Source organism: Chelativorans sp., from assembly GCF_031180965.1.
Classification (GTDB): domain Bacteria; phylum Pseudomonadota; class Alphaproteobacteria; order Rhizobiales; family Rhizobiaceae; genus Chelativorans.
The window spans coordinates 132103-158078 of record NZ_JAPSLH010000001.1; the positions used below are offsets into that span (position 1 = coordinate 132103).

General features: G+C 65.0%; 26 protein-coding genes and 1 pseudogene. 15 read left to right on the forward strand and 12 right to left on the reverse strand.

Annotation, left to right across the window (positions count from 1 at the left end; genetic code table 11):
* Positions 1-47: 47 nt before the first annotated feature.
* The 8 genes and pseudogenes from RIN79_RS00685 to RIN79_RS00720 all read right to left on the reverse strand — a co-directional run bounded on the left by RIN79_RS00685 (position 48) and on the right by RIN79_RS00720 (position 5285).
* Complete coding sequence (locus tag RIN79_RS00685; RefSeq protein ID WP_309082671.1) at positions 48-539, reverse strand: MgtC/SapB family protein; 492 nt, start codon at positions 537-539, stop codon at positions 48-50.
* A gap of 34 nt (positions 540-573) precedes the next feature.
* Positions 574-1392, reverse strand: coding sequence for an amino acid ABC transporter permease (locus RIN79_RS00690; protein ID WP_309082672.1), 819 nt, complete (start codon positions 1390-1392; stop codon positions 574-576).
* A 67-nt stretch (positions 1393-1459) separates the two neighbouring features.
* Positions 1460-2254: pseudogene (locus RIN79_RS00695) on the reverse strand (transporter substrate-binding domain-containing protein).
* A 175-nt stretch (positions 2255-2429) separates the two neighbouring features.
* Positions 2430-2945: a 50S ribosomal protein L19 gene (gene rplS / locus RIN79_RS00700; RefSeq protein ID WP_309082673.1), complete on the reverse strand. Its 516-nt coding sequence runs from the start codon at positions 2943-2945 to the stop codon at positions 2430-2432.
* A gap of 318 nt (positions 2946-3263) precedes the next feature.
* On the reverse strand, positions 3264-3971 hold the full coding sequence (gene trmD, locus RIN79_RS00705; protein ID WP_309082674.1) for a tRNA (guanosine(37)-N1)-methyltransferase TrmD: 708 nt from the start codon (positions 3969-3971) through the stop codon (positions 3264-3266).
* Complete coding sequence (gene rimM, locus RIN79_RS00710; protein ID WP_309082675.1) at positions 3968-4594, reverse strand: ribosome maturation factor RimM; 627 nt, start codon at positions 4592-4594, stop codon at positions 3968-3970. Before rimM ends, trmD begins: the two co-directional genes overlap by 4 nt.
* Positions 4595-4633: 39 nt before the next feature.
* Complete coding sequence (locus tag RIN79_RS00715; protein WP_309082676.1) at positions 4634-4993, reverse strand: cell division protein ZapA; 360 nt, start codon at positions 4991-4993, stop codon at positions 4634-4636.
* A 19-nt stretch (positions 4994-5012) separates the two neighbouring features.
* Complete coding sequence (locus RIN79_RS00720; protein WP_309082677.1) at positions 5013-5285, reverse strand: DUF4164 domain-containing protein; 273 nt, start codon at positions 5283-5285, stop codon at positions 5013-5015.
* 271 nt (positions 5286-5556) lie between these two features.
* Here RIN79_RS00720 and tkt point away from each other — a divergent pair, with 271 nt between their 5' ends.
* The 5 genes from tkt (at position 5557) to RIN79_RS00745 (ending at position 13051) form a co-directional block, all read left to right on the forward strand.
* Positions 5557-7545: a transketolase gene (gene tkt, locus RIN79_RS00725; protein ID WP_309082678.1), complete on the forward strand. Its 1989-nt coding sequence runs from the start codon at positions 5557-5559 to the stop codon at positions 7543-7545.
* Between the two features lie 126 nt (positions 7546-7671).
* Positions 7672-8685: a type I glyceraldehyde-3-phosphate dehydrogenase gene (gene gap / locus RIN79_RS00730; RefSeq protein WP_309082679.1), complete on the forward strand. Its 1014-nt coding sequence runs from the start codon at positions 7672-7674 to the stop codon at positions 8683-8685.
* A 120-nt stretch (positions 8686-8805) separates the two neighbouring features.
* Positions 8806-10668, forward strand: a complete 1863-nt coding sequence (locus RIN79_RS00735; protein ID WP_309082680.1) for a potassium/proton antiporter — start codon at positions 8806-8808, stop codon at positions 10666-10668.
* Positions 10669-10727: 59 nt separating this feature from the next.
* The gene (locus RIN79_RS00740) at positions 10728-11930 is read left to right on the forward strand and encodes a phosphoglycerate kinase (RefSeq protein WP_309082681.1); all 1203 of its coding nucleotides are present in this window, start codon (positions 10728-10730) and stop codon (positions 11928-11930) included.
* Between the two features lie 95 nt (positions 11931-12025).
* The gene (locus tag RIN79_RS00745) at positions 12026-13051 is read left to right on the forward strand and encodes a class I fructose-bisphosphate aldolase (protein ID WP_309082682.1); all 1026 of its coding nucleotides are present in this window, start codon (positions 12026-12028) and stop codon (positions 13049-13051) included.
* Between the two features lie 220 nt (positions 13052-13271).
* Here RIN79_RS00745 and RIN79_RS00750 read toward each other — a convergent pair whose 3' ends face one another.
* The gene (locus RIN79_RS00750) at positions 13272-13436 is read right to left on the reverse strand and encodes a hypothetical protein (protein WP_309082683.1); all 165 of its coding nucleotides are present in this window, start codon (positions 13434-13436) and stop codon (positions 13272-13274) included.
* A 146-nt stretch (positions 13437-13582) separates the two neighbouring features.
* Between RIN79_RS00750 and RIN79_RS00755 the strand changes: the two genes are divergently transcribed.
* From RIN79_RS00755 to RIN79_RS00780, 6 genes are all read left to right on the forward strand, one after another.
* Positions 13583-15472, forward strand: a complete 1890-nt coding sequence (locus tag RIN79_RS00755; protein WP_309082684.1) for a propionyl-CoA synthetase — start codon at positions 13583-13585, stop codon at positions 15470-15472.
* 63 nt (positions 15473-15535) lie between these two features.
* Positions 15536-16327, forward strand: coding sequence for an SDR family oxidoreductase (locus tag RIN79_RS00760; RefSeq protein ID WP_309082686.1), 792 nt, complete (start codon positions 15536-15538; stop codon positions 16325-16327).
* 80 nt (positions 16328-16407) lie between these two features.
* On the forward strand, positions 16408-16575 hold the full coding sequence (locus RIN79_RS00765; protein ID WP_309082687.1) for a hypothetical protein: 168 nt from the start codon (positions 16408-16410) through the stop codon (positions 16573-16575).
* Positions 16576-16670: 95 nt separating this feature from the next.
* Positions 16671-17039, forward strand: a complete 369-nt coding sequence (locus tag RIN79_RS00770) for a VOC family protein (protein WP_309082688.1) — start codon at positions 16671-16673, stop codon at positions 17037-17039.
* A gap of 12 nt (positions 17040-17051) precedes the next feature.
* The gene (locus RIN79_RS00775) at positions 17052-17756 is read left to right on the forward strand and encodes a YafY family protein (protein ID WP_309082689.1); all 705 of its coding nucleotides are present in this window, start codon (positions 17052-17054) and stop codon (positions 17754-17756) included.
* Between the two features lie 59 nt (positions 17757-17815).
* Positions 17816-18316 (forward strand): cupin domain-containing protein, encoded by a 501-nt coding sequence (locus RIN79_RS00780; protein ID WP_309082690.1) that lies wholly within the window; start codon positions 17816-17818, stop codon positions 18314-18316.
* Positions 18317-18786: 470 nt separating this feature from the next.
* Here RIN79_RS00780 and RIN79_RS00785 read toward each other — a convergent pair whose 3' ends face one another.
* Together RIN79_RS00785 and acs are read right to left on the reverse strand one after the other, a co-directional pair.
* Positions 18787-20046, reverse strand: a complete 1260-nt coding sequence (locus RIN79_RS00785; protein ID WP_309082691.1) for an Hsp70 family protein — start codon at positions 20044-20046, stop codon at positions 18787-18789.
* A gap of 858 nt (positions 20047-20904) precedes the next feature.
* Positions 20905-22860: an acetate--CoA ligase gene (gene acs, locus RIN79_RS00790; RefSeq protein WP_309082692.1), complete on the reverse strand. Its 1956-nt coding sequence runs from the start codon at positions 22858-22860 to the stop codon at positions 20905-20907.
* Between the two features lie 282 nt (positions 22861-23142).
* Between acs and RIN79_RS00795 the strand changes: the two genes are divergently transcribed.
* Complete coding sequence (locus RIN79_RS00795) at positions 23143-23415, forward strand: usg protein (RefSeq protein ID WP_309082693.1); 273 nt, start codon at positions 23143-23145, stop codon at positions 23413-23415.
* A gap of 31 nt (positions 23416-23446) precedes the next feature.
* Here the strand turns inward: RIN79_RS00795 and RIN79_RS00800 are convergent, their stop codons facing one another.
* A complete protein-coding gene (locus RIN79_RS00800) occupies positions 23447-24364 on the reverse strand; it encodes a farnesyl diphosphate synthase (RefSeq protein WP_309082828.1) in 918 nt (305 codons plus the stop codon).
* Positions 24365-24476: 112 nt separating this feature from the next.
* Here RIN79_RS00800 and mtgA point away from each other — a divergent pair, with 112 nt between their 5' ends.
* From mtgA to rpmF, 3 genes are all read left to right on the forward strand, one after another.
* A complete protein-coding gene (gene mtgA, locus RIN79_RS00805; RefSeq protein ID WP_375165848.1) occupies positions 24477-25217 on the forward strand; it encodes a monofunctional biosynthetic peptidoglycan transglycosylase in 741 nt (246 codons plus the stop codon).
* 16 nt (positions 25218-25233) lie between these two features.
* Positions 25234-25638 carry a hypothetical protein gene (locus tag RIN79_RS00810; RefSeq protein ID WP_309082694.1) on the forward strand — a complete coding sequence of 135 codons (405 nt, stop codon included), beginning with the start codon at positions 25234-25236 and terminating at the stop codon, positions 25636-25638.
* Between the two features lie 144 nt (positions 25639-25782).
* Positions 25783-25965 (forward strand): 50S ribosomal protein L32, encoded by a 183-nt coding sequence (gene rpmF, locus RIN79_RS00815; protein ID WP_024848972.1) that lies wholly within the window; start codon positions 25783-25785, stop codon positions 25963-25965.
* The last annotated feature ends 11 nt before the right edge of the window (positions 25966-25976 follow it).

The window sequence follows — 25976 nt, forward strand, 5'->3', positions numbered from 1 at the left end:
ATACCAGCCTTTTGCATTTTCGGCAATCGGAGCGACGTTCCGCCGCGTCATTCCTCGGGAGACTTCTTCATCGACAGCCTCACCTCCAGCTGCCGAAGCAAGGCGAGCACGATGGTGCCGAGAACGCAGGAGAGCAGCGCGATCAACCACAGGCCGAGACCGGCGGCAAGGCCCGTTGCCGCGGCAAGCCACATGCCCGCGCCCGTGGTAAGTCCGTGCACCTCGCCCCGCCTCAGGATGATGAAGCCGGCGGCGAGGAAGGCGACACCCGAGGTGATCGCCTCCACCAGGCGGATCGGGTCGGACTGCACGTGATCGTCCACGAAGACCCCCATCGTGACGATCTCGATCGAGACGAGGGCGAAGGTGGCGGACGCAAGGCACACCATCATATGCGTCCTGAGGCCCGCAGGCCGTTCCGCCAGCTCCCGTTCGAAGCCGAGAATGCCGCCAAGGAGGATAGCAGCCAGCAGCCGGGCGGCAATCACTTGCCAGGGCAGCGTTGTACGCAGGGTGAATTCGTCAAGCAGTACATCCATGGCGCCTGCAACGCAGCGCGGCGGCCTGGGTTCCCTAGCCGGCTTTGCTGTTGCGCAGCCTGCGCTCGAGCGCGCGAAGGGCCAGCGACAGGCTTATGGTGAGAAGCAGATACACATAGGCGACGATGGAGTAGGTTTCGAAAAAGCGGAAGGAGCCTGTCGAATAGATCTTTCCCATCTGAGTGATGTCGGCCACCCCGAGGACCGAAACGAGGGAGGAATCCTTCACCATGGCGATAAAATCATTGCCGAGCGGCGGCAGGATCGTTCTGAGCGCCTGCGGCATCACGATGAGGCGGAAGCGCTGAAAAGTCGACAGGCCGAGTGCTTTTGCCGCCTCGATCTGTCCCGCGTCCACCGACTGTATTCCGGCGCGGAAAACCTCCGCGAGGAAGGCGGAATAGCCCACCGTGAGCGCAATGATGGCGCGCCAAAGCAAGGAAACGTCGCGCACCTGCAGCGTTGAGATCAAGCCGGCGGCCTGCAGCGGCGCGGTCACCGTGTTCCACGCTGCCACCAGGGCCGGCACGCCGGCAAAGGCGATCCAGAACAGGAGCACCAGGATCGGCACGCCGCGGATGATCTCGACATAGAAGCGCGCCGTCTGGCGCAGGACCCGGTATGCGGAAAGAGCCATCAGCGCCAGGAGCAGGCCGAGCGCGGATGCGAGCGCGAACGCGGTGACGGTGACGAAGACGGTGACGAGAACGCCCCGCGCGATGGTCGACAGGATCTGGCTGTAGAGTTCGCTCGATGCCACATAGACGGCGACGGCGGCACCGAGCACCCCGGCAGCAACCAACCACCAGGGGAATTCCTTGTCCGGCACGGCTGGGGCGGGAGGAGGGATCATCCGCGAGGGCAGCCAGCGTTGTTAATGCTCGCGCGCCGATGCACGAGCATCCGTCGCTTGCGTCCGGCTACTGGCCCATCTTGTAGTCGAGGAACCATTTCTTGTTCAGCGCATCGAGCGTGCCGTCTGCCATGAGGGCGGCAATCCCGGCATTGATGGGCGCCACGAGATCCGAGCCCTTCCTGAAGATAAAACCGAAATCCTCCGTGCCGAGGGGTTCGCCGATCAGCTTCAAGGCGCCGTCCGAAGCGTCGGCGTAGCCTTTGCCTGCTGTGCCGTCGGTCAGCACCAGGTCCACGTCGCCCGCTCGCAGCGCCTGGACAGCCGCGCCAAACGTCTCGAAAGCCTTGATGCGCGGGTTAGCCTCGTCCCCATCGAGCACCTCATACACGGCCACATAGAACGGCGTGGTGCCCGGCTGCGCTCCGATGAGCCCCTCCTCGAACGCGGCAAAGCTCTTCGCGTCGGTGAAGCGGTCCTCATCGCCGCGCACCAGCATATACATCTCGGATCGCATATAGGGATCAGAGAAGTCCACTTTCTCCTTGCGGTCGTCGCGGATGGTGATGCCGGTCATGCCGATGTCGTACTGGCCGTCAGAGACCGCCTGTATCATGGCGTCCCAGCTGATGTTGTGGTACTCGACGTGGAAGTTGAGCCGCCTGGCGATCTCATTCATCGCATCTTATTCCCAGCCGATCTGCTTGCCCGTCCCAGGATCGACGAACTGCAGCGGCGGATAGGCGTTTTCCGTCACCACGGTTACCTTGCGGCCCCCAAGATCAGGCAAATCCTGCCCCCCCGCAGCCGTTGCAGCGAGGATGGCAAACGTGGCGGCAAGCAACGCTTTTCGAAACGACATCTAGCGCTCCCTTCACTTCGCTCTGCGACCGGCGGACCGCAGCACGAGGGATGACCCGGCAAAGGTGGATAGCCTTCCCAGCGCGAAAATCGCTTGAGCTGCGGGCAGCCGTCAACAAAAAAGGGAGCGCTGTCGAGCGCTCCCGGACTTGTAGGATGTTCGCGGCTGCGACGGCCTATTCGCCCTTCGGCTCCGCGGCCTCCTTCTCGGCGGCTTCGGCGGCTGCCTTCTCGGCGGCGAGCGCCTGGGCCGCGGCTACCTTTTCGGCCTCGATGCGCGCCTTTTCCTCGGCGGCGGCCTCGCGCTCGGCATCATTCAGCTTGCGGGCGCGGGCGCCCGTATTCTCGCCGATGCGGGCGGATTTGCCGCGGCGGTCACGCAGGTAATAAAGCTTGGCGCGGCGCACCTTGCCGCGGCGCACCACTTCGACCGCCTCGACCAGCGGCGAATAGACCGGGAACACGCGTTCCACGCCCTCTCCGTAGGAAATCTTGCGGACGGTGAAATTCTCGTGCAGGCCGGCACCCGAGCGGGCGATGCAAACGCCCTCGAAGGCCTGCACGCGGGTGCGGTTGCCTTCGGTCACGCGGACCTGGACGCGCAACGTGTCGCCGGGTGAAAATTCTGGAAGGGTCCGCTTGGCTGCAATCTTCTGGGCCTGCTCGGCCTCGAGCTGACGGATAAGGTCCATCTTTCTGTCCTCTTGTTCTTCTCGAAGCGTCAGAGCGCTCGTCTCACCGGCAGTTCCTTACCGCCTGAAGAGCGCGCTCAAGGAGCGCAGGAGCGAATGCACGTTCTTTGCTTGAAAGGCAGGCCATGGACCCTCCATGGCAGCCATGCGCGCACATACACCACATCGGAGAGCAAATCAACGCCGGGGACGGAAGTGCCGATGCTGCTTTCTCCGTGCGCGGCGCCCGGCACGCTCAGCAGGATCAGCGGTGGACCAAGGCGGGTACCATTAGCGCTGCCAGAAGCAGAGTCGCGTTTTCGACCCCGAGCAGCAGGTTCACTTCTTCCCCCTCGCTTCTTCGTACGCGCGCCAGAGGTCCGGCCGCCGCTCCTTCGTAAGCTTCTCCGCCTCCGCAAGTCGCCACTCGACGATCTTTTTGTGGTTGCCGGAAACGAGCACCTCCGGGATCTCGCGCCCCTCGAACACTTGCGGCCGGGTGTACTGCGGATGCTCCAGGAGTCCGCTTTCAAAACTCTCCTCGGCGCCGGAGCTTTCGTTCCCCATCACACCTGGCAAGAGCCGCACCACCGCATCGAGCAGGACGATCGCCGCCGGCTCGCCGCCCGAAAGGATGTAGTCGCCGACCGAGACCTCCTGCAGTGCCCGCGCCTCGATGACGCGCTGATCCACGCCTTCGAATCGACCGCAGACGATCACCGCGCCGGGTCCAGCGGCGAGTTCGCGGACCAGCCTCTGGGTGAGCGGCTTTCCGCGCGGGCTCATGAGCAGCCGGGGGCGCGGGTCGTCCTCGGGCGAAGCATGGTCGATGGCGCGCGCAAGCACGTCGGCGCGCATTACCATTCCCGCCCCGCCGCCCGCCGGCGTGTCGTCGACGCTGCGGTGCTTGTCGGCAGCGAAGTCGCGGATCTGCACCGTCTCCAGCGACCAGGTGCCGGCGACCCGCGCGCGCCCCGCGAGAGACACGTCGAGCGGGCCCGGAAACATTTCGGGATAGAGCGTCAGCACCGTTGCGCGGAAACTCAACGGTTGCCTCCGGCCGATTTCGGCCCGCGCGGGCGCGCGCCGCGGTCGAAGCCGTGCCGGCTCCTGCTTTGCTCCTCCGCTTCCGCCTCCTGATTATCGAGCCCGGCGGCGAGGCTGTCGATGCGCAAAATACCCTCGGCGAGATCGATTTCCGGCACGGCATCACGCGTGAAGGGAATCATCCGCGTAATACCGGAGCTGGGGCGGATCTCGAGGATGTCGCCGGCGCCGAAATTGTGCACCGCCACGACCCGCCCAAGGCTTTCGCCGGTCTCGTCGAAAGCGGCGAGCCCGACGAGATCGGCGTGATAGAATTCCTCTTCCTCCAGCTCCCGAGGCAGGGCCGAGCGGTCGACGAACAGGGCCACGCCATTGAGCGCCTCGGCCGCGCTGCGGTCGTTCACGCCTTCAAAACGGATGATGACCAGGTCTTTGGCGGGGCGGATATGCGCGACTGTGAGCGCGCGTCCGTCGGCGGTATGCAGCGGACCGTAGCCGCCAAGCGCCAGCGGATCGTCGGTAAACGCCTTTACCCGAACCTCGCCCTTGAGGCCGTGCGCGGCGCCGATCACGCCCAGCTGCACGGGGTTCTCCAGCCGCGTCGGATTGTTTGATCTAGCCATGCGCTGCCGTCCTGGCCCGTCGATCGGGCACGGCTTTTCTTACGAGTGGGCGAGCTTTGCGGCAACCATCTCGATGCGCTCGGCCAGCTGTCCCAGCGCCCCGATGAGCGCCGCGTCGTTCTTGTCCGCCTTCAGCAGGGCGTCGTCACGGGTCTTGCGCAGCGTGGCGATCTCACTCTCCATCCCGCGCACGCGCTTCTGCAGCTCCGCCAACTCGTCCATCACCATGATGCCGGCCATCACGGTCAGCCGCTGGTCGCCGATCTCGCCGAACGAATCCTTCAGATGCGCCACATAGCGGTCGAAGCGCTCGGCGAGGGCGATGAGATGCTCCTCCTGGCCCTCGTCGCATGCCATGCGGTAGGCCTTGCCGTCGATCGTGACCGTTACCTGCGCCATATCCGAATCCCAACAGCCTCTAACGGTCCAATACGGCGCGGATCGTCTCCATTGCCGTCACCAGTCTGCGCGACACCTCGCGATTGACCTCGGCCAACCGCTCGGCGCGGGCCTCCGATTTGTCGATCTCCTGCGCCAGGCGCGCGCGGTCGGCGGCCATGCGCTGCACCTCGGCCTCCGCTTCGAAGAAGTCACGCTCCTTCTCCAGCCGGGTTTCCGCCGCAAGCTCGAGGCTCTCGACGGCTTTTCCCAGGCGCACAAGCACTTCCCTCAGGGTGGTCTCCCCGCTCATTTGCCAGCTTCCCCGCCCGCCCCGGCTCGAATAGCACGCAATCAGAAGATTTTACCGGCGAAAGATTACGCGGCGGGTGAAACCGGCGTCAACACGGGCCGCATCTATTCCCCTGATTGCTGCGCTTGCCTCCATACAATTCATCCGATCAGCCGAACCTTCGGGCTTCGCGGCTGTTTATTGACTTGGGCAGAGCAACTGATATGTCTCCCCTGCCTTTCGGGCTCGAGCCCGCAAAAAGCCTCAAACGGCAGCCGACCAGCGAGCGCACATGATCTCACGCGAAAAACACGATCGGATGGCGAACGCGATTCGCTTTCTCTCGATGGATGCCGTCGAGAAGGCGAAGTCCGGCCATCCCGGCCTGCCTATGGGCGCCGCGGACATCGCGACGGTCCTCTTCACACGCTTCATGACGCATGACCCGAAGAACCCGCATTGGCCGGACCGCGACCGCTTCGTGCTTTCGGCCGGGCACGGCTCCATGCTGCTCTACTCGCTCCTCTACCTGCTCGGCTACGAGGATATCACCATCGAGGAGATCAAGAATTTCCGCCAGCTCGGCTCGCGCACGGCTGGCCATCCCGAATACGGTTTTGCCGCCGGCATCGAGACGACCACCGGCCCCCTCGGCCAGGGCTTTGCCAATGCGGTCGGCATGGCGCTCGCCGAGCGCCTGCTCAATGCCCGCTTCGGCGACGACCTCGTCGACCACTACACCTATGCCTTTGTCGGCGACGGCTGCCTGATGGAAGGCATCAGCCAGGAGGCGCTCACCCTGGCGGGGCATCTGAGGCTTTCCAAACTGATCGTCCTGTTCGACGACAACCAGATCTCCATCGACGGCCCGGTGTCGCTGGCCGACTCCACGGATCAGTGCGCCCGCTTCGCCGCCTCCGGCTGGAACACGCTACGCGCCGACGGCCATGATCCGGACGCCATTGCCTCGGCCATCGAGACCGCGCGCCAGTCCGACCGGCCGACGCTCATCGCCTTCCGCACCACCATCGGCCGCGGCGCCCCGACAAAGGCCGGCACCAACAAGGTGCATGGCTCGCCTCTCGGCGCCGATGAGATCGCCAAGACGCGCGAGGCGCTGGGCTGGGATGCCCCGCCCTTCGTCATACCCTCTGACATCCTCGATGACTGGCGGCTTGCCGGCCTGCGCTCGGCCAAGGAGCGCGTCGCGTGGGAGAAGCGGCTTGCTGCCGCCGATACCGAGACGCGGGCTCAGTTCGAGCGCCGCATGCGCGGCGACCTGCCGGAAGCGTTTCCGAGCGTCCTCGTCGAATACAAGCGCAAGCTGGCGCGCGAAAATCCCCCGGTGGCCACGCGAAACGCGTCCGAGATGGCGCTCGAGGTGATCAATGACTGCCTCTCTGAAACAGTGGGCGGCTCGGCGGACCTGACCGGCTCGAACAACACCAAGACCAGCCAGACCAAGCCGGTGACGCCGACGGATTTCTCAGGCCGCTACATCCACTACGGCATCCGCGAGCACGCTATGGCGGCAGCCATCAACGGCATCGCGCTGCATGGCGGGCTGATCCCCTATGGGGGCACCTTCCTCACTTTTTCGGATTATGCGCGGCCGGCCATGCGGCTCGCCTCGCTGATGCATATCCGCTCCATCTTCGTGATGACGCATGACTCGATCGGCCTCGGCGAGGACGGTCCGACGCATCAGCCGGTCGAGCATCTGGCCGCGCTGCGCGCTATCCCGAACCATCTGGTTCTGCGTCCTGCCGATGCGACGGAAACCGCGGAGTGCTGGCAGGTCGCCCTTGAATCGAGGACGACGCCCTCCACCCTTGCCCTGACGCGGCAGAAGCTGCAGCCCGTGCGCATCGAGTTCGAGGAGGAGAACCTCTGCGCCCGCGGCGCCTACGAGCTCCTGCCCGCCAGCGACGAAGCGCAGGTTACGATCTTCGCCAGCGGGTCCGAAGTCGAGATCGCCGTACACGCCAGGACGATGCTCGAGGAGCGCGGCCGCCCCACGCGCGTCGTATCGGTGCCCTGTTTCGAGCTTTTCGAGCGCCAGCCGCAGGACTATCAGGAGGCGATCCTCGGCCGTGCCCCTGTCCGCATCGCCATCGAGGCCGGCGTGCGCCAGGGCTGGGACCGCTTCATCGGTACCGACGGCATCTTCATCGGCATGCATGGCTTTGGCGCGAGCGGTCAGGCGCCCGCCCTTTACAAGCATTTCGGCATCACGGCGGAAGCGGCGGTGGAAGCGGCCGAGGCGCGGCTCCGCGCATAGAAAATTTGTGCCGGAGGCTGCAGCGCCAGCCTCCGCTGACTGGTTTTGTCATCGGACGCCGTTCATTTCGACGGCGTCGTTCTGTTCCGCCGCAAGGGGACAGATCAAGCTCGCCGGAGGTAGTTCATGACCGTCAAAGTAGCCATCAACGGATTTGGCCGCATCGGCCGCAACATCGTGCGTGCGATCTACGAATCCGGGCGCAAGGACATCGATGTCGTCGCCGTCAACGATCTAGGGCCCGTGGAAAGCAACGCGCATCTGCTGCGCTACGACAGCGTCCATGGCCGCTTCCCCGGCGAAGTGACCGTGGAAGGCGACAGCATTCGCATCGACTCCGAATCCTTCAAGGTGCTTGCCGAACGCGATCCGTCCAAGCTGCCCTGGAAGGACCTCGGCGTCGACATCGTGCTCGAATGCACGGGCATCTTCACCTCCAAGGAGAAGGCTTCCGCCCATCTTGCCGCCGGCGCGAAGCGCGTGCTGGTGTCCGCGCCCGCCGACGGGGCTGACCTCACCGTGGTCTATGGCGTCAACCACGACAAGATCACCAGGGAGCATATCGTCCTCTCCAATGCCTCCTGCACCACCAATTGCCTTGCCCCTATCGCCAAGGTGCTGAACGACGCGATCGGCATCGAGAAGGGTTTCATGACGACGGTGCATGCCTATACGGGCGATCAGCCGACGCTTGATACCATGCACAAGGATCTCTACCGGGCCCGCGCGGCAGCCATGTCGATGATCCCCACCTCCACGGGCGCCGCGAAGGCCGTCGGCCTGGTCCTGCCCGAGCTCAAGGGCAAGCTCGACGGGGTCTCGATCCGCGTCCCCACCCCCAACGTCTCGGTCATCGATTTCAAGTTCGTGGCAAAGCGTACCGTCACGCCCGACGAGGTGAACCAGGCGCTGGTTTCCGCTGCGACGGAAGGTCCGCTGAAGGGCATCCTCAACTATACGAAGGAGCCCCTGGTCTCGATCGACATGAACCACAACCCCGCCTCTTCCACCTTCGCGCTCGACCAGACCAAGGTGATCGAGGGAAACCTCGTCCGCGTTATGTCCTGGTACGACAACGAATGGGGCTTTTCGAACCGCATGGCCGACGTGACGGCGGTGATCGCCAAGACGCTGGGCTGAACCGGACGGCCGCTCGATCCCAGGCCCGGCAGCGATGCCGGGCCTTTTCTTTGTCGTGGCGCTTGCTTTAAGCGCTGAGCCTGCCGCACTTTGGCCGTCAACGACTCGTCCAGAGGAGCCATGGACCAGGCGATCTATGTCATAACCCTTGTCGGCACGGCGCTGGTCCTCCTCGCCGCCTTCTCCAGCCTCGTCGCGTTCCGCTTTGGCGCACCGCTGCTGCTCGTCTTCCTCGGCATCGGCCTTGCTGCGGGAACGAACGGGCTGGGGCTGGACTTCGACAATGCTCCCGTGGCCTTTTTCGTCGGCTCCCTCGCCCTCGCCGTCATTCTCTTCGATTCAGGCTTCGGCACCTCGGCCGCCAGCTTTCGCTCCGCCTCCGCCCCCGCCATCGTCCTTGCCACCGCTGGCGTCCTCGTAACTGCCGGACTTGTCGGCCTCGTCGCCTATTATGTCGCCGACCTTGGCTGGCTGGAGTCGCTGCTTTTGGGCGCGGCGGTGGCCTCAACGGACGCCGCGGCCGTCTTCTTCCTGCTGCGCGTCGGTAATATTTCCGTGCGCGACCGCGTGCGCTCGACCCTTGAGGTCGAATCGGGCTCCAACGATCCAATGGCGATCTTCCTCACCCTTGCGCTCGTGAACCTGATCGAGACAGGAGGAGCGCTGCAGCCCGGAGCGCTCGCGGGGGAGATCCTTCTCGGCTTCTTGCAGCAGATGGGGATCGGCCTCGTGGCGGGCTTTGCCGGAGGCTATCTCATCGTGCGGCTGGTGGAGCGGCTGCATCTGGAGCAGGGTCTGCTGCCGATCTTTGTCCTGGCGCTCTCCCTTCTCGTCTTTGCGGTGACGGGCGCGATCGGCGGCTCTGGCTTCCTCGCGGTCTATGTTGCCGGCATGGTGGCGGGCAACGCCCGGATGCGCTCCACGGGTATGCTGAAGCGTTTCCAGGACGGGGTGACGTGGCTCGCCCAGATCATCATGTTCCTGGTCCTCGGCCTCTTCGCCACGCCTTCGCAATTTGCCGACATCCTTTTCCCCGCCTTGTTCATCGGGCTGTTCCTTATCTTTATCGCGCGCCCGCTGGCCGTGTCGCTTTGTCTGGCGCCGTTCCGCTTCTCGCGGGCGGAAACAGCCTTCATCTCCTGGGTCGGCCTGCGCGGCGCCGTCTCCATCCTTCTGGCGCTCCTGCCGATCATGGAGGGGATCGAAGGCGGCAGGACGATCTTCAACATCGTCTTCATCGTCGTGCTTGTCTCGCTGGTGCTCCAGGGCTGGAGCATCGGACCGGTCGCCCGCAGGCTGGGCATGACCGTGCCGCCGCGCACCGGCCTGGTGGACAAGGTGGAACTGGAATTGCCCGGTTCCGCGCATCACGAACTTCTTGCTTTCCGCGTCGTCGCAGGCAGCCCGGTTGCGCGCGGCGAGCGCATCCCCCGCTGGGCCAGGCCGGCGCTGGTCATCCGCGACGGGCGATCCATGGCCTTCCAATATGCAGGGCGGCTGATGGCGGGCGATCGCGTCTATATCTTCGTCCCCGACCGTTATCCGCGGCTCCTCGACCGGCTGTTTGCCAGCCCCACGGAGGTCGATCCGGAAGACGCGGACTTTTTCGGTGCCTTTGCGGTGGACCCGGAAAGGCCCATGGCGGACATGGAGGCTGCCTATGGGCTGGGCCTCAGCCAGGAGGACCAGGATCTCACCATCGCCGATTTCGTCCGCATGCGGCTTGGCGGGCGCGCTGAATATGGCGACCGGCTGCCTCTCGGCAACGTTGAGCTGATCGTGCGCGATACGGATGAGGACGGCCGGATTACCTCCATCGGCCTCTCCGTCGACCCGCCGGCGCCGGGCCCGCCCGTGCCAGCCTATATCAGCGTCGGCGAGGCGCTCAGCCGGCTGGGCGTCTCTCTCAACCGGTGGCGTGAGAACCGGCGCGAGGAGGAGCCGCTGGGGGGCGCGGGCGAGGCGGCGAAGGACCAGAGTTGAGCCTTGCCTCGTGCGTGGCGGATTGTATGTTCGCGCCTGCTCATTGAGGAGAGAAGCAGATGGCCGGTTTCAAGACCCTGGACGACCTGACCGATGTGGCCGGAAAGCGCGTGCTCGTGCGCGTGGACCTCAACGTACCGGTGAAGGACGGGGAGGTTACCGATACGACCCGCATCGAGCGCATCGCGCCCACCATAGCCGAGCTCTCGGACAAGGGCGCCAAGGTCGTCCTGCTCGCCCATTTCGGCCGCCCGAAGGGCAAGCCGGATCCGGAGTTCTCCCTGCGACCCATCGCCCATGCGGTGGAAGCGGTGCTCGACCGGCGCGTCCATTTCGCCTCGGACTGCATCGGCGGGCAGGCGAGGAGCGCTATAGCCGAAATGATCGATGGAGATATCCTGCTGCTCGAGAACACCCGCTTCCATGCGGGCGAGGAGAAGAACGATCCGGATTTCGCCAAAGCGCTGGCCGAGAACGGCGACATTTATGTCAATGACGCCTTCTCCGCCGCCCATCGCGCGCATGCCTCGACCGAAGGGCTGGCGCACCTCCTGCCCGCCTATGCCGGGCGCACCATGCAGGCCGAGCTGGAGGCCCTTGAAAAAGGACTGGGCAATCCGCAGCGTCCGGTCGTGGCCATCGTCGGCGGTGCCAAGGTCTCGACCAAGATCGACCTCCTCCTCAATCTGGTGAAAAAGGTCGACGGGCTGGTGATCGGCGGCGGCATGGCGAACACGTTCCTCGCCGCGCGCGGCACGGCAGTAGGCAAATCGCTCCGCGAGCATGAGCTGGCCGACACGGCGAGGCAGATCATGATCGATGCGGCCTCCGCCGGCTGCGCGATCATCCTGCCCGTCGACGCAGTGGTGGCTCGGAAATTCGAGGCCGGCGCGCAAAGCGAGACGGTCGGAATCGATGCCGTCCCGCAGGATGCGATGATCCTCGATGTCGGACCGAAATCCGTCGAGAAGGTGAAGGAATGGCTCGACCGTGCCCGCACGCTGGTGTGGAATGGTCCGCTCGGCGCTTTCGAGATCGAGCCTTTCGATCGGGCCACCGTCGCCGCTGCAAGGCACGCCGCCCAGCGCACGCGCGAGGGGCTGCTTGTTTCCGTCGCGGGCGGAGGCGACACGGTTGCCGCACTCAATCAGGCGGGCGTGGCCGATGATTTCACTTATGTTTCGACCGCCGGCGGGGCCTTCCTGGAATGGATGGAAGGCAAGGAGCTTCCCGGCGTGGCGGCCCTGACGATTGAGCAATAAATCTTTTCTTTCAAACGATTAGGGAACTTTGGCCGGCATTCCGTTTTTACCGGCCTTCTGCTATTCGGCGTGTATGACAGACAGGAGGAATCAGGATGAGCGAACGGCTGGAAGACATCGCGGCCAGGATGGTCGCCGACGGCAAAGGCATACTGGCGGCGGACGAGAGCAGCGGCACGATCAAGAAGCGCTTCGACACGATCGGCCTTGAGTCGACGGCGGACAGCCGCCGCGATTACCGCGAGATGCTGTTCCGCGCCGAAGAGGGCATGCGCAACTACATCTCCGGCGTCATCCTCTACGACGAGACGTTGCGCCAGCAGGCCAAGGACGGCACGCCGCTCGCCGAGATCATCAACAACGCAGGCGCGGTGCCCGGCATCAAGGTGGATGCGGGCGCCAAGCCGCTGGCGGGTTTCCCCGGCGAGACCATCACCGAAGGCCTCGACGGCCTGCGCGAGCGGCTCGAGGAATATTACGGCCTCGGCGCGCGTTTCGCCAAATGGCGCGGCGTCATCGCCATTTCGGACGATCTTCCCAACTGGGGCGCGGTGAAGCAGAATGCCCAGGCGCTCGCCCGCTATGCCGCGCTCTGCCAGGAGGCCGGCATCGTGCCCATCGTCGAGCCCGAAGTGCTGATGGACGGAACGCCCGCCACCCATTCCATCGACCGCTGCTACGAAGTCACCGAATGGGTGCTGAAGACGACCTTCACCGAGCTCTACGACGCGCGCGTGAAGCTCGAGGGCATGGTGCTCAAGCCCAATATGGTCATCGACGGCAAGAACGCGCGCAAGGCTTCGCGCGAGGAGGTGGCTGAAAAGACCGTGCGCTGCCTGAAGGCCACGGTGCCTGCGGCCGTGCCCGGCATCGCCTTCCTTTCCGGCGGCCAGTCCGACGAGGAGGCCACGGCGCATCTTTCCATCATGAACGCCTCCTACCAGGTGCCGTGGAAGCTGACCTTCTCCTATGGCCGCGCCCTCCAGGCGGCGGCGCTGAAGGCATGGGGCGGAAAGAGCGAGAACGTCGCCGCCGGCCAGCGCGCCTTCGCGCACCGCGCGCGCATGAACGCGCTCGCCGCGCGCGGCGACTGGAAGCAGGAGATGGAGCAGGCTGCCTGAGGGCGCCTGCCCTGCCCCACAAGGTGATGGAGGCGCCGGGACTGCGGCCGGCGCATCCTCTTCCCCACGCAAAGTGGGGGGAGAGGTGTCGAGGCAAAGCCGAGACGGAGAGGGAGAAGGTGAAGCGCATGCGATCGCCTGCACCCGAGGGAGAGTCGATCCGCGGACATCGGTGGGGATCGTTGCGCTGGATCGCGTTGGTAGGCAGTTGCCCCGCAACTCACCCGCGCATGTGGCTGAGCCCCACCGTCACCGCCATCGCGGCGAGCGCCAGCACCGCGAGCTTCCACGCGTCGCGGCGGTGCCTGAGACCCGGCAAACCCAGCGGCCGTATGAGATGCAGGACCATGGCGGCCACGATAAGCAGCGATAGGACTTTGGTCATCGGCGCGCCGGCAGGTAAGGGACCAGCCGCTTTGACAGCATTTTGCCGGCCTGTCAAAGCCGCGCCTTCGCCGCAAGTTCAGTTTACGGGGACGACGGCGATTCGATAGAACGGAGCGGTGGACGACAGCCAGGGAGGAAGGCTGCATGACTTCGCGCTATCACGAGACCTATCGCCGCTGGAAGGAAGATCCCGAGGCATTCTGGGCGGAAGCAGCCGCGGAGATCGACTGGTTCAAGCCCTTCGACAGGGTTTTTGATCCCCGGCAGGGCGTCTATGGCCGCTGGTTCCCCGGTGGCCTCTGCAACACCTGCTACAATGCGCTCGATCGCCACATCGAGCGCGGGCGCGGCGGCCAGCTCGCCCTCATCCATGACAGCCCGCTCACCGGCCGCAAGCAAAGCTTCACCTATGCTGAGGTGAAGGCCGAGGTCGAGGCTCTTGCCGCGGTGCTGCAGAAGGAGGGCATCGGCAAGGGCGACCGCGTGATCATCTATATGCCCATGGTGCCGGAGGCCGTCTTCTCCATGCTCGCCTGCGCCCGCATCGGCGCGGTCCATTCTGTCGTCTTCGGCGGCTTCGCCGCGCCCGAGCTTGCCGCGCGCATCAACGATGCCCGGCCGAAGCTCGTCATCTCCGCTTCCTGTGGAATCGAGCCAGGCCGCATCCTCGCCTATAAGCCGCTGCTCGACCGGGCGATCGAGCTCGCCGAAACCAAGCCCACGCGCTGCATCATCCTGCAGCGCGAGCAGCAGGTCTGCGAGCTCATCCCCGGGCGCGATCTGGACTATGCGGAAGCGGTCTCCGCCGCGCGCGGCACAAAGATCCCCTGCGTGCCCGTTGCGGCGACGGATCCGCTTTATGTCCTCTACACCTCCGGCACGACCGGGCGTCCCAAGGGGATCGTGCGCGACAATGGCGGCCATATGGTCATGCTCAAATGGAGCATGCAGAACGAGTTCGGCGTCAAGCCGGGCGAGGTGTTCTGGGCGGCCTCCGATGTCGGCTGGGTGGTCGGCCACTCCTATATCGTCTACGGGCCGCTGCTGCACGGCTGCACGACCATCCTCTTCGAGGGCAAGCCGGTGGGCACGCCCGACGCCGGCGTCTATTGGCGCGTCATCGCCGAACACGGTGTCGTCGCCCTCTTCACCGCGCCGACTGCCTTCCGCGCAATCCGCACCGCCGATCCGGACGGCGCCTTCATCCGCAGGCACGACCTCTCGCGCTTCCGCACCTTGTTCCTGGCCGGCGAGCGCGCCGATCCGGAAACGGTCAAATGGGCCGAGAGGCACCTGGAAAAGCCGGTCATCGACCACTGGTGGCAGACGGAGACCGGCGCGCCCATCAGCCAGAATCCCGTCGGGCTGGGCATGCTGCCGGTGAAATACGGCTCGCCCGGCGTGGCGATGCCGGGCTTTGATGTTCAGGTGCTCGACGACTACGGAAAGCCCGCTCCTCCCGGCACGCTCGGCAATGTCGTGATCAAGCTGCCGCTGCCGCCCGGCTCACTACCCACGCTCTGGAATGCCGACGAGCGCTTCCGCGAGGCTTATCTGACCGCCTTCCCCGGCTACTACAAGACGGCCGATGCCGGCTATATCGACGAGGACGGCTACATCTTCATCATGTCGCGCACGGACGACATCATCAATGTCGCCGGCCACCGGCTTTCCACCGGCGCCATGGAGGAGGTGGTCGCCGAGCACCCCGACGTGGCCGAATGCGCCGTCATCGGCATCGCCGACGCTGTGAAGGGGCAGGTGCCCTGCGGCTTCGTAGTGCTGCGTGCGGGCAGCTCGCGCGACATTGCCGAGATCGAATCGGAGCTCATCGGCATGGTCCGTGAGCGCATCGGCCCCGTCGCCGCCTTCAAGCGCGTCGTCGCCGTGAAGCGCCTGCCGAAGACCCGGTCGGGAAAGATCCTGCGCGCCACCATGCAGAAGATCGCCGATGGCGAGGCGTGGACCCTGCCCGCCACCATCGATGACCCCGCCATCCTCGATGAGATCTCCGCCGCGCTTGGCCGGCGCTGACGGCACTTGACCTTGGCCGAGCGGAGGGCCAGTTTCCGCGCGAGCAACAGTCGGGGAAGAACCATGGCATTGGACGGCAAGACGGCGATCGTGACGGGCGCTGCGAGCGGCATCGGCTATGCCATCGCCGAGCGCTATCTGCACGAGGGCGTGCGCGTGGTGATCGCCGATATCGACGCCGAGAAGGGCATGAGGGCGATCAGGGACCTGGAGAAGCTCGGCGAGGCCCGCTTCGTGAAGGCGGATATCGGCAAGAGCCTCGACGTGCACAATCTCGTCGCCTCCACCATCGACGCGCTGGGCGACATCGACATCCTCGTCAACAATGCCGGCATCGTGCACGGGGCGGATTTCCTCGATCTGAAAGAGGAGGATTTCGACCGCGTTCTCAATGTGAACCTCAAGGGCGCCTTCCTCGTCGGCCAGGCCGTCGCCCGCTACATGGTGGAGAAGGTGCAAAATAGCGGGCCGGCGGGCGCAATCATCAACATGTCTTCGGTCAACGCGGTCTTCGCCATCGCCAACCAGGTGCCCTATTCGGTGTCCAAGGGCGGCGTGAACCAGCTCACCAAGGCCATGGCCCTCTCGCTGGCGCCCTATGGCATCCGTGTCAACGCGATCGGGCCGGGCTCGATCATGACCGACATGCTGGCAAGCGTGAACAATGATCCGGCCGCGCGCGACCGCATCCTCTCGCGCACGCCCCTCGGGCGAATTGGCGATCCGAGGGAGATCGCCTCCATCGCCGCCTTCCTCGCCTCCGACGATGCCAGCTACATCACCGGCCAGACCATCTATGCCGATGGCGGCCGCCTGCCCCTCAACTACACCGTGCCGGTGCGTTCGCAGGAATAAGGAAAAACCCGGCGCGCTCCTGACAAGACGCTGTCACCACGGCGGTGGGATAATCCTCCGGTCAATCTGGAGGACGAATCATGACAGCCATCCGCCATTCCCTGGCACGCACCCTCGGGCGGTGGGCAAGCAGCCTGCAGCAGCGCCGGCGCAGGAAGCTTGCGGAACGTATCATGAACGATCTGCCGCAGGAGCTGCAGCGCGATATTGGCTGGGCTCCGGCCGGCCCGCGCCGGCGCCGGCTCTGACACTGAAAGCCGTCCCGCTACGCCGCTCGCCCTACTGACGCAATGTTGTCAGGAGCGCTGTGGCATCTTCCGCCCCATCATCGAGAGGAGCGCGCATGTCGCCGTTTTTGCCTGCCCAGGCCGCAGTCTGGTTCGAGATCCCGGTCACCGACATGAACCGCGCGAGAACGTTTTACGGCGCGGTGCTGCAGAACGAGCTTGCCGATATGGAGGGGCCGAATCCGATGGCCCGCTTTGCCGCCCGCGATGAGGACTCCGTTGCCGGCCACATCTATCCCGGCAAGCCTGCACCCGAGGGCACCGGCATCACGATTCACCTCGCCGTCGCCGCGCCGCTCGAGGCGGCGATGGAGCGCGTGACCGCCAATGGCGGCAAGGTCGTCTCCCCCATCATCCCTATTCCCGCCGGCCGTTTCGTGTATTGTCTCGACCCCGACGGCAACAGCTTCGGGCTGTTCGCTTGAGGAGAAGCGTCCATGCGGCGTGCCGACCGTCTGTTCCAGATCGTTCAGCACTTGCGCGGCGGCCGTCTCGTCACCGCGCGCATGCTGTCGGAGCGGCTGGAGGTTTCAGAGCGCACGATCTACCGCGACATCGCCGACCTGCAGTCAACGGGTGTGCCGATCGACGGCGAGGCGGGTGTCGGCTATCTGATGCGCGAAGGCTTCGAGCTGCCGCCCCTCATGTTCACGCGTGACGAGATCGTCGCACTGGTGGCCGGCGCCCGCATGGTGCGCGCCTTCGGCGGTGCCGCGATGGCGCGGGCGGCCGAGGAGGCGCTGATCAAGATCGGCGCCGTCCTGCCGGAGCCGGAGCGCGAGCGCATCTCCCGCACCGAGATCCACACGCCGAGCTGGGGCATCAGCGATGCGGAGCGCCAGGCGATCGACGTCATGGAGCGGGCGGTCGAGCAGCGGCGCGTGCTCAGGCTCGACTATCGCGACGAGCTCGGCCGCGTCACGCAGCGCGAGGTGCGCCCGCTCGGCCTCTGGTTCTGGGGCAAGGTTTGGACCCTGGTGGGCTGGTGCGAGCTGCGCGATGATTTCCGCACCTTCCGCATCGACCGCATCGCCGTGATGGAGGATGCGGGACGCACCTTCAAGCCGGAGCGCGGCAAGCAGCTCGCCGACTTCTACCGCCGTATGGAATTGCGCGAAGGCGGCGGCAACGGGCACGCGTGACGGCGGTACGCTCCCGTAACCGGCCGAGAACCAATCTCCGCTTTGGCCGTTGATAGGCCATGCACGAAGTGATCGATCCGAAAACCCTGTTCCTGGAGGAAGACGAGCTTGTCCCGAACAACCCCGTCTTCCCGGTCCTGATCTACCTGCAGGTCCTCGACAGGCAAGCCGAGGCGAAGGACAGGATTTTTCAGGACCGTTTCGCCGCCAATGGCTGGGCCGGCATCTGGCGCAACGGCATCTTCACCTATCACCATTTTCACCCCGACGCGCATGAAGCCCTGGGCATCGCCCGCGGCCGGGTCGAGGTGCAGCTCGGCGGCCCGTCCGGCCAGCGCCTGAGCCTTCAGGAAGGCGACCTCCTCGTGCTCCCCGCCGGGACCGGGCACAGGAACCTGTCGGCGAGCGAGGACCTTTTGGTCATCGGCGCCTATCCGAAGGGGCAGGAGGAGTATACGACTTTGCGCGAGAAGATCGCGCGCGCGGCGGTGGCAAAGGTGCCAAGGCCGCAGACCGATCCATTCTACGGGAAGGACGGCCCCCTCCTGCGGGCCTGGTGAGCTGGCCCAGGCCTTGCGGAGCGGGGGCAGAGGTCGGCGAAGCCGACCGGAGCGGGGGTCGACTTATATACGGTCCCTCCCCCTTGTAAGGAGCGAGCAAAGCCGGGAAAAGAAGAGACCCGCCGGCGCGCCTCTCAGCGCTTTCCCCAAAGAAAAAGGGCCGCCCCATTGGGACGGCCCCGTGTATTCCATTCCTGACGCGGCCAGCGGCTTGAGCGTTCGCCGCACCGCGCGTCCTGCGCTTTAGCCGAGAGGCTGCTCCCGGGAAAGGCAATCCGCCGAGGCCACGCTGGAATTGAAATCACTCGACATTGGATCACCTCCTTTCAGTTGTTGCTGTTGGCGCCAATGTGGAGGGTGAAGGCGGGTGGTGCAAGGGTAAAAATTTCCCGGAGGGCAGAAATCTGTCCCAGAGCAAGCCGGCTTCCAGGCGCGCCCGCCGCCGTAAGGGAGACTGGAGAATGCCCCCTTCATTCGCCGAACTTGCGCCAGGCGTCCAGGGCGAGGCCGAGCCCGACACTGCCGAACATATCGCCCATCACCACGGACGCCGAGGGGAACATGCTCAGCACGCTTTCCTTGAGGAGAGGGATGGCCGAGGAGCCGCCGGTCAGGAACAGCGCTGTGATCTGCGCCGGCTCGATGCCTGCATCGGCAAGTGTGCTCATCACGGCCCTCCGCACGCGCTCGACGGTCGTCCCGATCGCCTCGTCCAGCTGAGCGCGGGTGACCGGCACCTGCAGTTCCTCCCGCCCCAGCGAAACCTCGATGGCGCTCTCCATCCTTTCGGTAAGGGCGATCTTTGCCTGTTCCACTTTGGCCGCCGCTGCGTGCCCTTGCCGGTTGCCGACGATCTCGATCATCCGCTCCACCAGCTCCGGGCGAGCGGCTTCGTAGCGGATCTGCCGCAGATCGCTCATGACCTTGTTGGTGTAGAGCAGATGAATGCGCTGCCAGGTGGCGAGATCGTTGTAGTATCCGACGGGCAGGTTCCGCCTGCCGTCCTTTGTCGGGGATCCGTAGCCCAGTTCCGGCATGAGATGGGCAATGCTGACGAGCCGGTCGAAATCCGTCCCGCCTATATGGACACCGTGGCTGGAGAGGATATCGTCCTTCCGGGTGGCTGATTTCGCCCGTTCCGGGGAGACGCGGACGATGGAGAAATCGGAGGTCCCGCCGCCGATATCGATGATCAGCGCCAGCTCTTCCTTCACGACCTGCTGCTCATAGTCGAGCGCAGCGGCAATCGGTTCGAACTGGAACTCCACGTTCCGGAAGCCGCGCCTGCGCACCGCCTTTTCAAGCTCGTCCTGCGCCCGCATATCCGCCGCCGGATCGTCATCGACGAAATGCACCGGACGGCCAAGCACGATATTGTCCACGGCCTCGCCGGCATGCGTGTCCAAGCGCTCCTTCAGATAATGCAGAAACGAGCCGATGATGTCGGAGAAGGCGATCGAATGGGCCTTGATGCGTGTTTTTTCTTCTATGAGCGAGGATCCCAGCACGCTCTTGAGTGCGCGCAGCAGCCGGCCCTCGACGTTCTCCGTATAGCAGGCGATCGCGCTGCGGCCGAAATAGGTACGGTCGTCCTCGAAATTGAAGAAGACGGCGCTGGGCATCGTGGCCTCTCCGCGCTCCAGCTCGACGAGCCGTGGCCGGCCGTTTTCGACACAACCGACCGTAGAATTGGACGTGCCAAAATCAATGCCGCCGCTCACCGCCCGCATGGTCTGTCCTTCGGAAGGGGTTGTCTGTGTCTCTTGGGGAGCGGCGCTAATACATAACTGCTGTGGCCGTGTCGATGCTAACTCGGTCCTTTCACGTTCAAAAGTGAGTCACGCTAAGACGCGCCTCGCGCTTTCGCTTAGCGCCTGTAGGCTCGCCTGCGCATGAACTGTCTACCGCCAGGCGCGCACTCCAAAGGCGGGGATAGGTTTGTCCCCCCGCAAAAAAAATTCGCCAGCAAAAACAATGGCCCACTCACTTTTTTTGCCCTTTCCGCCTGTTTTTTATCCACCCCTTTCCGGCCTCCCTTATCATCACCCCATCGCTCTTGCGGGAACCGGATGCGCACCGGGTGTTCGGGAGAGCGGCGGCAACCTCCCCCTCCAGGGTCGGTACCTGGAGGCATGATGAGGGCCCGCGACAGGCCGGCGGTGCCGGGGTGCTGGGTGACAGACAGCGCTTCGGAAAAACGGATGCTGGGTGAGAGACAGCATCGCGGAAACCGCGGAGAAGCCGCTAGGGCTTCTCCTTCGGCCCGGCAAAGACCACCCCCTCCATTGGGTGCAGCCGGGACGGAAGAGAGACCCGAGTGACCGGCCAATGTCGGGACAGCGGCCGGCGGGGCGCGTGAGACGCGCCACGTAAACTAACAGAGAGGCACGGATCACGCGCCCCGCTTCCCACCTTCTTCAATGGCCAGACGGCGAAAGCCGGCCGTGGCGGCGATGACGCGCGCCTTCTTTCTTCCCACACGTGCACAGCCGCGGAGCGGCCTCAAACCCATCCCGGCCGGGCGGAGAGAGAGCTACGACGCCGGCGACCTCCGCAGAAGGAGCCACGATGTTGAAGCTGCAAACAGCCTATGCCCGCTTGTTCTGCCGGTTCTCCACCAGATCCTCGACCACCGCCGGATCTGCGAGCGTGGACGTGTCGCCCAGGGCTTTGAAATCGTCCTCGGCGATTTTGCGCAGGATGCGGCGCATGATCTTGCCGGAGCGCGTCTTAGGCAGGCCGGGGGCGAACTGGAGCTTGTCCGGCGTGGCGATCGGCCCGATCTCCTTGCGCACATGCTCTACGAGCTCCTTCTTGAGCTCCTCGGATCCCTTTTCGCCGGCCATCAGCGTGACGTAGCAGTAGATGCCCTGCCCCTTGATGTCGTGCGGATATCCCACCACCGCGGCCTCGGCCACTTTCGGGTGCGAGACCAGGGCCGATTCGACCTCGGCCGTGCCGAGCCGGTGTCCCGACACGTTCAGCACGTCGTCGACGCGGCCGGTGATCCAGTAATAGCCGTCTTCGTCCCTGCGGCAGCCGTCCCCGGTGAAATACTTGCCCTTATAGGTGGAAAAATAGGTCTGAACGAAGCGCTCGTGGTCGCCATAGACGGTGCGCATCTGCCCAGGCCAGGATTCGGTGATGCAGAGATTGCCGGCGCCCGGTCCCTCGATCGGCTTGCCGTCGCCGTCGACCAGCTGCGGCTGCACGCCGAAGAAGGGCAGCGTGGCGGACCCCGCTTTGAGGTCGATGGCGCCCGGCAGCGGCGTGATCATGATGCCGCCCGTCTCGGTCTGCCACCAGGTGTCGACGATGGGGCAGCGCTTCTCGCCCACCACATTATAGTACCATTCCCAGGCCTCGGGATTGATGGGCTCGCCGACCGAGCCCATCACGCGCAGGGACTTGCGCGAGGTCCTCGTCACGAAATCGTTGCCCGCGCCCATCAGCGCGCGGATGGCCGTCGGGGCCGTGTAGAAGATGTTGACCTGATGCTTGTCGACCACCTCCCAGAGGCGGGAGGCATCGGGATAGTTGGGCACCCCCTCGAACATGAGCGTGGTTGCGCCGTTGGCGAGCGGCCCGTAGACGATGTAGCTGTGGCCGGTCACCCAGCCCACATCGGCCGTGCACCAGTAGATGTCGCCGTCATGGTAGTCGAAGACATACTGGTGCGTCATGGAGACATAGACGAGGTAGCCACCGGTCGTGTGCAGCACACCCTTGGGCTTGCCCGTGGAGCCCGAAGTGTAGAGGATGAAGAGCGGGTCCTCCGCCTTCATCGGCTCCGGCTTGCAGTCCGCCTTCGCGGTCCTGATCTCGTCGTGGTACCAGAGATCGCGGCCCTCCACCCAGTCGATCTTGCCGCCGGTGCGGCGCACCACCAGCACGTGGCGTACCTTGGCGCCCGCCTTCTCGGCGATGGCGATCGCCTTGTCGGTGTTCTCCTTGAGCGGGATCGTCTTGCCGCCGCGCAGGCCCTGGTCGGCGGTGATGACGAAGTCCGACCTGCCGTCCTCGATGCGGCCGGCGAGCGAATCGGGCGAGAAGCCGCCGAAGACCACCGAATGGACGGCGCCGATGCGCGCGCAGGCGAGCATCGCATAGGCCGCTTCCGGGATCATCGGCATGTAGATGGTGACGCGGTCGCCCTTCCTGACGCCGCGCGCCTTCAGTACATTGGCGAGCCGGCAGACGTGACCGTAAAGCTCACGATAGGTGATCTTCCGGTCCTCATAAGGGTTGTCGCCTTCCCAGATGATGGCCACCTGGTCGCCGCGCTTCTTCAGATGCCGGTCGATGCAGTTATGCGCGACATTGGTGACGCCGTCCTCGAACCACTTGATCGACACCTTGCCCTTGAAGGAGGCGTTCTTCACCTTCGTATAGGGCTTGAACCAGTCGATGCGCTTGCCGTGCTTGCCCCAGAATTTTTCCGGATCCTTGATGCTGTCCCTGTACCATTTCCTGTAGGTGTCGGCATCGAGCAGCGCGTTCTTCTTCCACGCGGTCTTGACGCGGTGGACATGCACTTCGGACATTATTCTCCTCCGGATGGATGTCGGCAGGCGCGATATTTCGGGCCCGTGGGCGGCCCTTTCGCGGTTGCGCGCATTATTACCATTCTGCCCGCAACGGCAATATCCGACCAATGGCGAGGCGTCCTCGCGCCTGCCACACAGCCAGACGCTGTTAGCACTCGTTTAGGTTTGCTGCTAAGATGTTGGTTTCAAAGGAACTTCCGCGCTGCAGAAGCATTTTTTTACTGGACGGTCAACTTGTCACGGGACAAATTGAACCGGCAACGGCTTGAAAGGACTGCAATGCAGAACACCCGCGAAACCGAAATGATGCTGAAGGGCTACGGCCTCACCACCGCACAGTTTCTGTATCATCTTCCAGACCACCCGCATCTTCTGCAAAGCTTCATCTGGCAGCACTACGACATAGCCCCGAAATTCCCCGAACTGCGCAAATTCGTCGAGTTCTGGCGCGACACGCTCGACGGTCCGCTGCATTCGGTGACCTATACGCACCGCCAGCTCATCTCGCCGAGCGAATGGCGCAATGTGACGGGCGAGCTCGTGCTGCAATAGGATTTTCACCGGCAGGCCGGCTGCTGCGGCGTCAGCGCGTCCGTTCGGCCACGAAGCGGGCGGCCTGGCGCAGCACCGCGGCCTTTTCGCCATAGGGCTCCAGCAGCTCCTCGGCCTGGGAGACCAGACCTTTCAGCTGCCGGCGCGCCCATGCCTCGCCATGCAAGGCGGCGAGGGTCGCCTTGCCTGCCGCCCTGTCCTTGCCCGTCGCCTTCCCCACCGTTTCCGGGGTGGCGGTCAGGTCGAGAAGATCGTCCGCCAGCTGGAAGGCAAGGCCGATCGCGGCCCCGAAGGAGGACAGGCGCTCGCGGTCCGGCGCGCTGGCTCCGCCGACAATGGCACCGGCCTCGCAGGCGAAGCGGATGAGAGCGCCGGTCTTCATGGCCTGTAGCTGGACGATGCCCGCCTCGTCCGGCGGCTCCTTTTCCGCGCGGAGGTCCAACGCCTGGCCGCCGACCATGCCGCCAAGACCGGCCGCGCGGGCCAGCCGCAGCACCAGCTCCGATCGCACCGGCGCAGGGAGCTCGGTCTCCCCGTCGGCGATGATGTCGAAGGCGTAGGTGAGCAGGGCATCGCCCGCCAGGATAGCCGTCGCCTCGTCGAAGGCGCGATGTACCGTCGGCTGGCCCCGGCGCAGGTCATCGTCGTCCATCGCCGGCAGATCGTCATGGATGAGCGAATAGCAGTGGACGCATTCGAGCGCCGCCGCCACGCGCATGGCGGCGGCTCCCGGCGCCTCGAACAGCGCCGCGCTCTCCAGGAGGAGAAACGGCCGCAGCCTCTTGCCGCCGTTGAGCACGCCGTGCCGCATGGCCGCAAGCAGATGCGCCGGGCGCAGGATTTCGCCTTCGCGAAACCGCTCGTCGAGGAGACGGCGCAGCATATCCTCCACCGCTCCCGCCGTCAGGGCGAGCAGCTCTTCGAAAGCAGGCATGGTCGCTTCTTCCATGGGCGGAGCGATGGCGGCATTCGCGCCCAAGGTCAAGGACGCGTCTCCGGGTCTTTGCGGTTGCCAGCTGGACTGCCTGCCGGTATGCCGAAGGAGAATTTAGGAGAAGGGTGTGGAGGCACCGGCGGTGGAATCGGAAGGGCGGCCCCGAAGGGCACGCACAGGGAAACGGTTCCGCCCGGCCGGACGCCTCCTGCGCGGGCTCATGCGCATCGCCGCGGTTGTCGTTCTCCTTCCGCTGGTTCTGACGCTTCTTTACATTCCCTCCTTCGTGCATCCCGTCTCCACCTTGATGCTGGGCGATCTGGCGACCCTGCGCGGGTATGAGCGCCGCTGGGTGCCCCTCGAGGCGATGGGGGACAATGTGGTGCATGCGGTGATGATGTCGGAGGACGGGCAGTTCTGCTCCCATCCAGGCATCGACTTCGGCGAGCTCAAGGCGGTCATCGATGAGGCGCTCTCCGGCGAGAGGACGCGCGGCGCATCCACCATCCCCATGCAGACGGTGAAGAACCTTTTCCTGTGGCCGGGCCGCTCCTTCATACGCAAGGCGCTGGAGGCGCCGCTCGCGGTGTATCTGGATATCGTGATGCCGAAGAGGCGCATCATGGAGATCTATCTCAACATCGCCGAATGGGGCCCCGGCATCTACGGCGCCGAGGCCGCCGCACGGCACTATTTCGGGCAATCGGCGCGCGACCTGTCGCGCCGGCAGGCCGCGCTGCTTGCGGTCACCTTGCCCAATCCCTATGAGCGCAATCCTGCCCGGCCCTCGGCGGGGCTCCGCCGCATCGCCTCGGTGATCGAGGCGCGCGCGCGGCGGGCCGGCGGCTATGTCGGCTGTCTCGGGTGAGCGCAGGGGTCACTCAATGGTGAAGCGCGGCGCCTCCATCGGGTTCTTCGGGATTTTCGGCCGCTCGGAGGATATGCGCCTCCTTGACGAGGCGCTGAGGCAGGCAGGGCTCAACCCCGGCGCAGTGCCTGAGGGCGCGAAGCTTGCCGCGGTGACATTGATGAACAGGGACGTGCCCGAGCCGCCTGCCGAAGCCTATCCGCCCGTGGGCGAATTGATGGCCCTCTGCGCTCTTGGGGCCGGCGGGTTCGGCGAGGTGAACGGAGAGGCGCGTCTTACGGCTGCGCTGGCGCGTATGGAGGCGGCGCTCGAGGCGGGCGGCGGGCAGGATGCCGAGCTCATCCTTTTGATGCTGCATGCCAAGCTGATGGACCCGGAGCTGGTCGACCGCTACGACATCCGCGCCGAAGGGGCGGATTGACGGCGCTGATCGGCGCGAAAAATCGCCGCGCCCCACTGGCCAAGCATGACTTTCCCGTGTATAGGCGGGCCCGAATTGCGAGATCAGAGGCGGTTGCGGGCTGTTTGCAAAACCGCGCGCCCTCGACCGACACCGGAGAGTAAGATGGCTGTTCCTAAAAGAAAAACCTCGCCGTCGAAGCGCGGCATGCGCCGCTCGGCTGACGCGCTGAAGGCACCCACCTATGTGGAAGACAAGAATTCCGGCGAGCTGCGCCGCCCGCACCACATCGACCTGAAGACGGGCATGTATCGCGGCCGCCAGGTGCTCGAGCCCAAGGAATCCTGAACTTCTAGTTC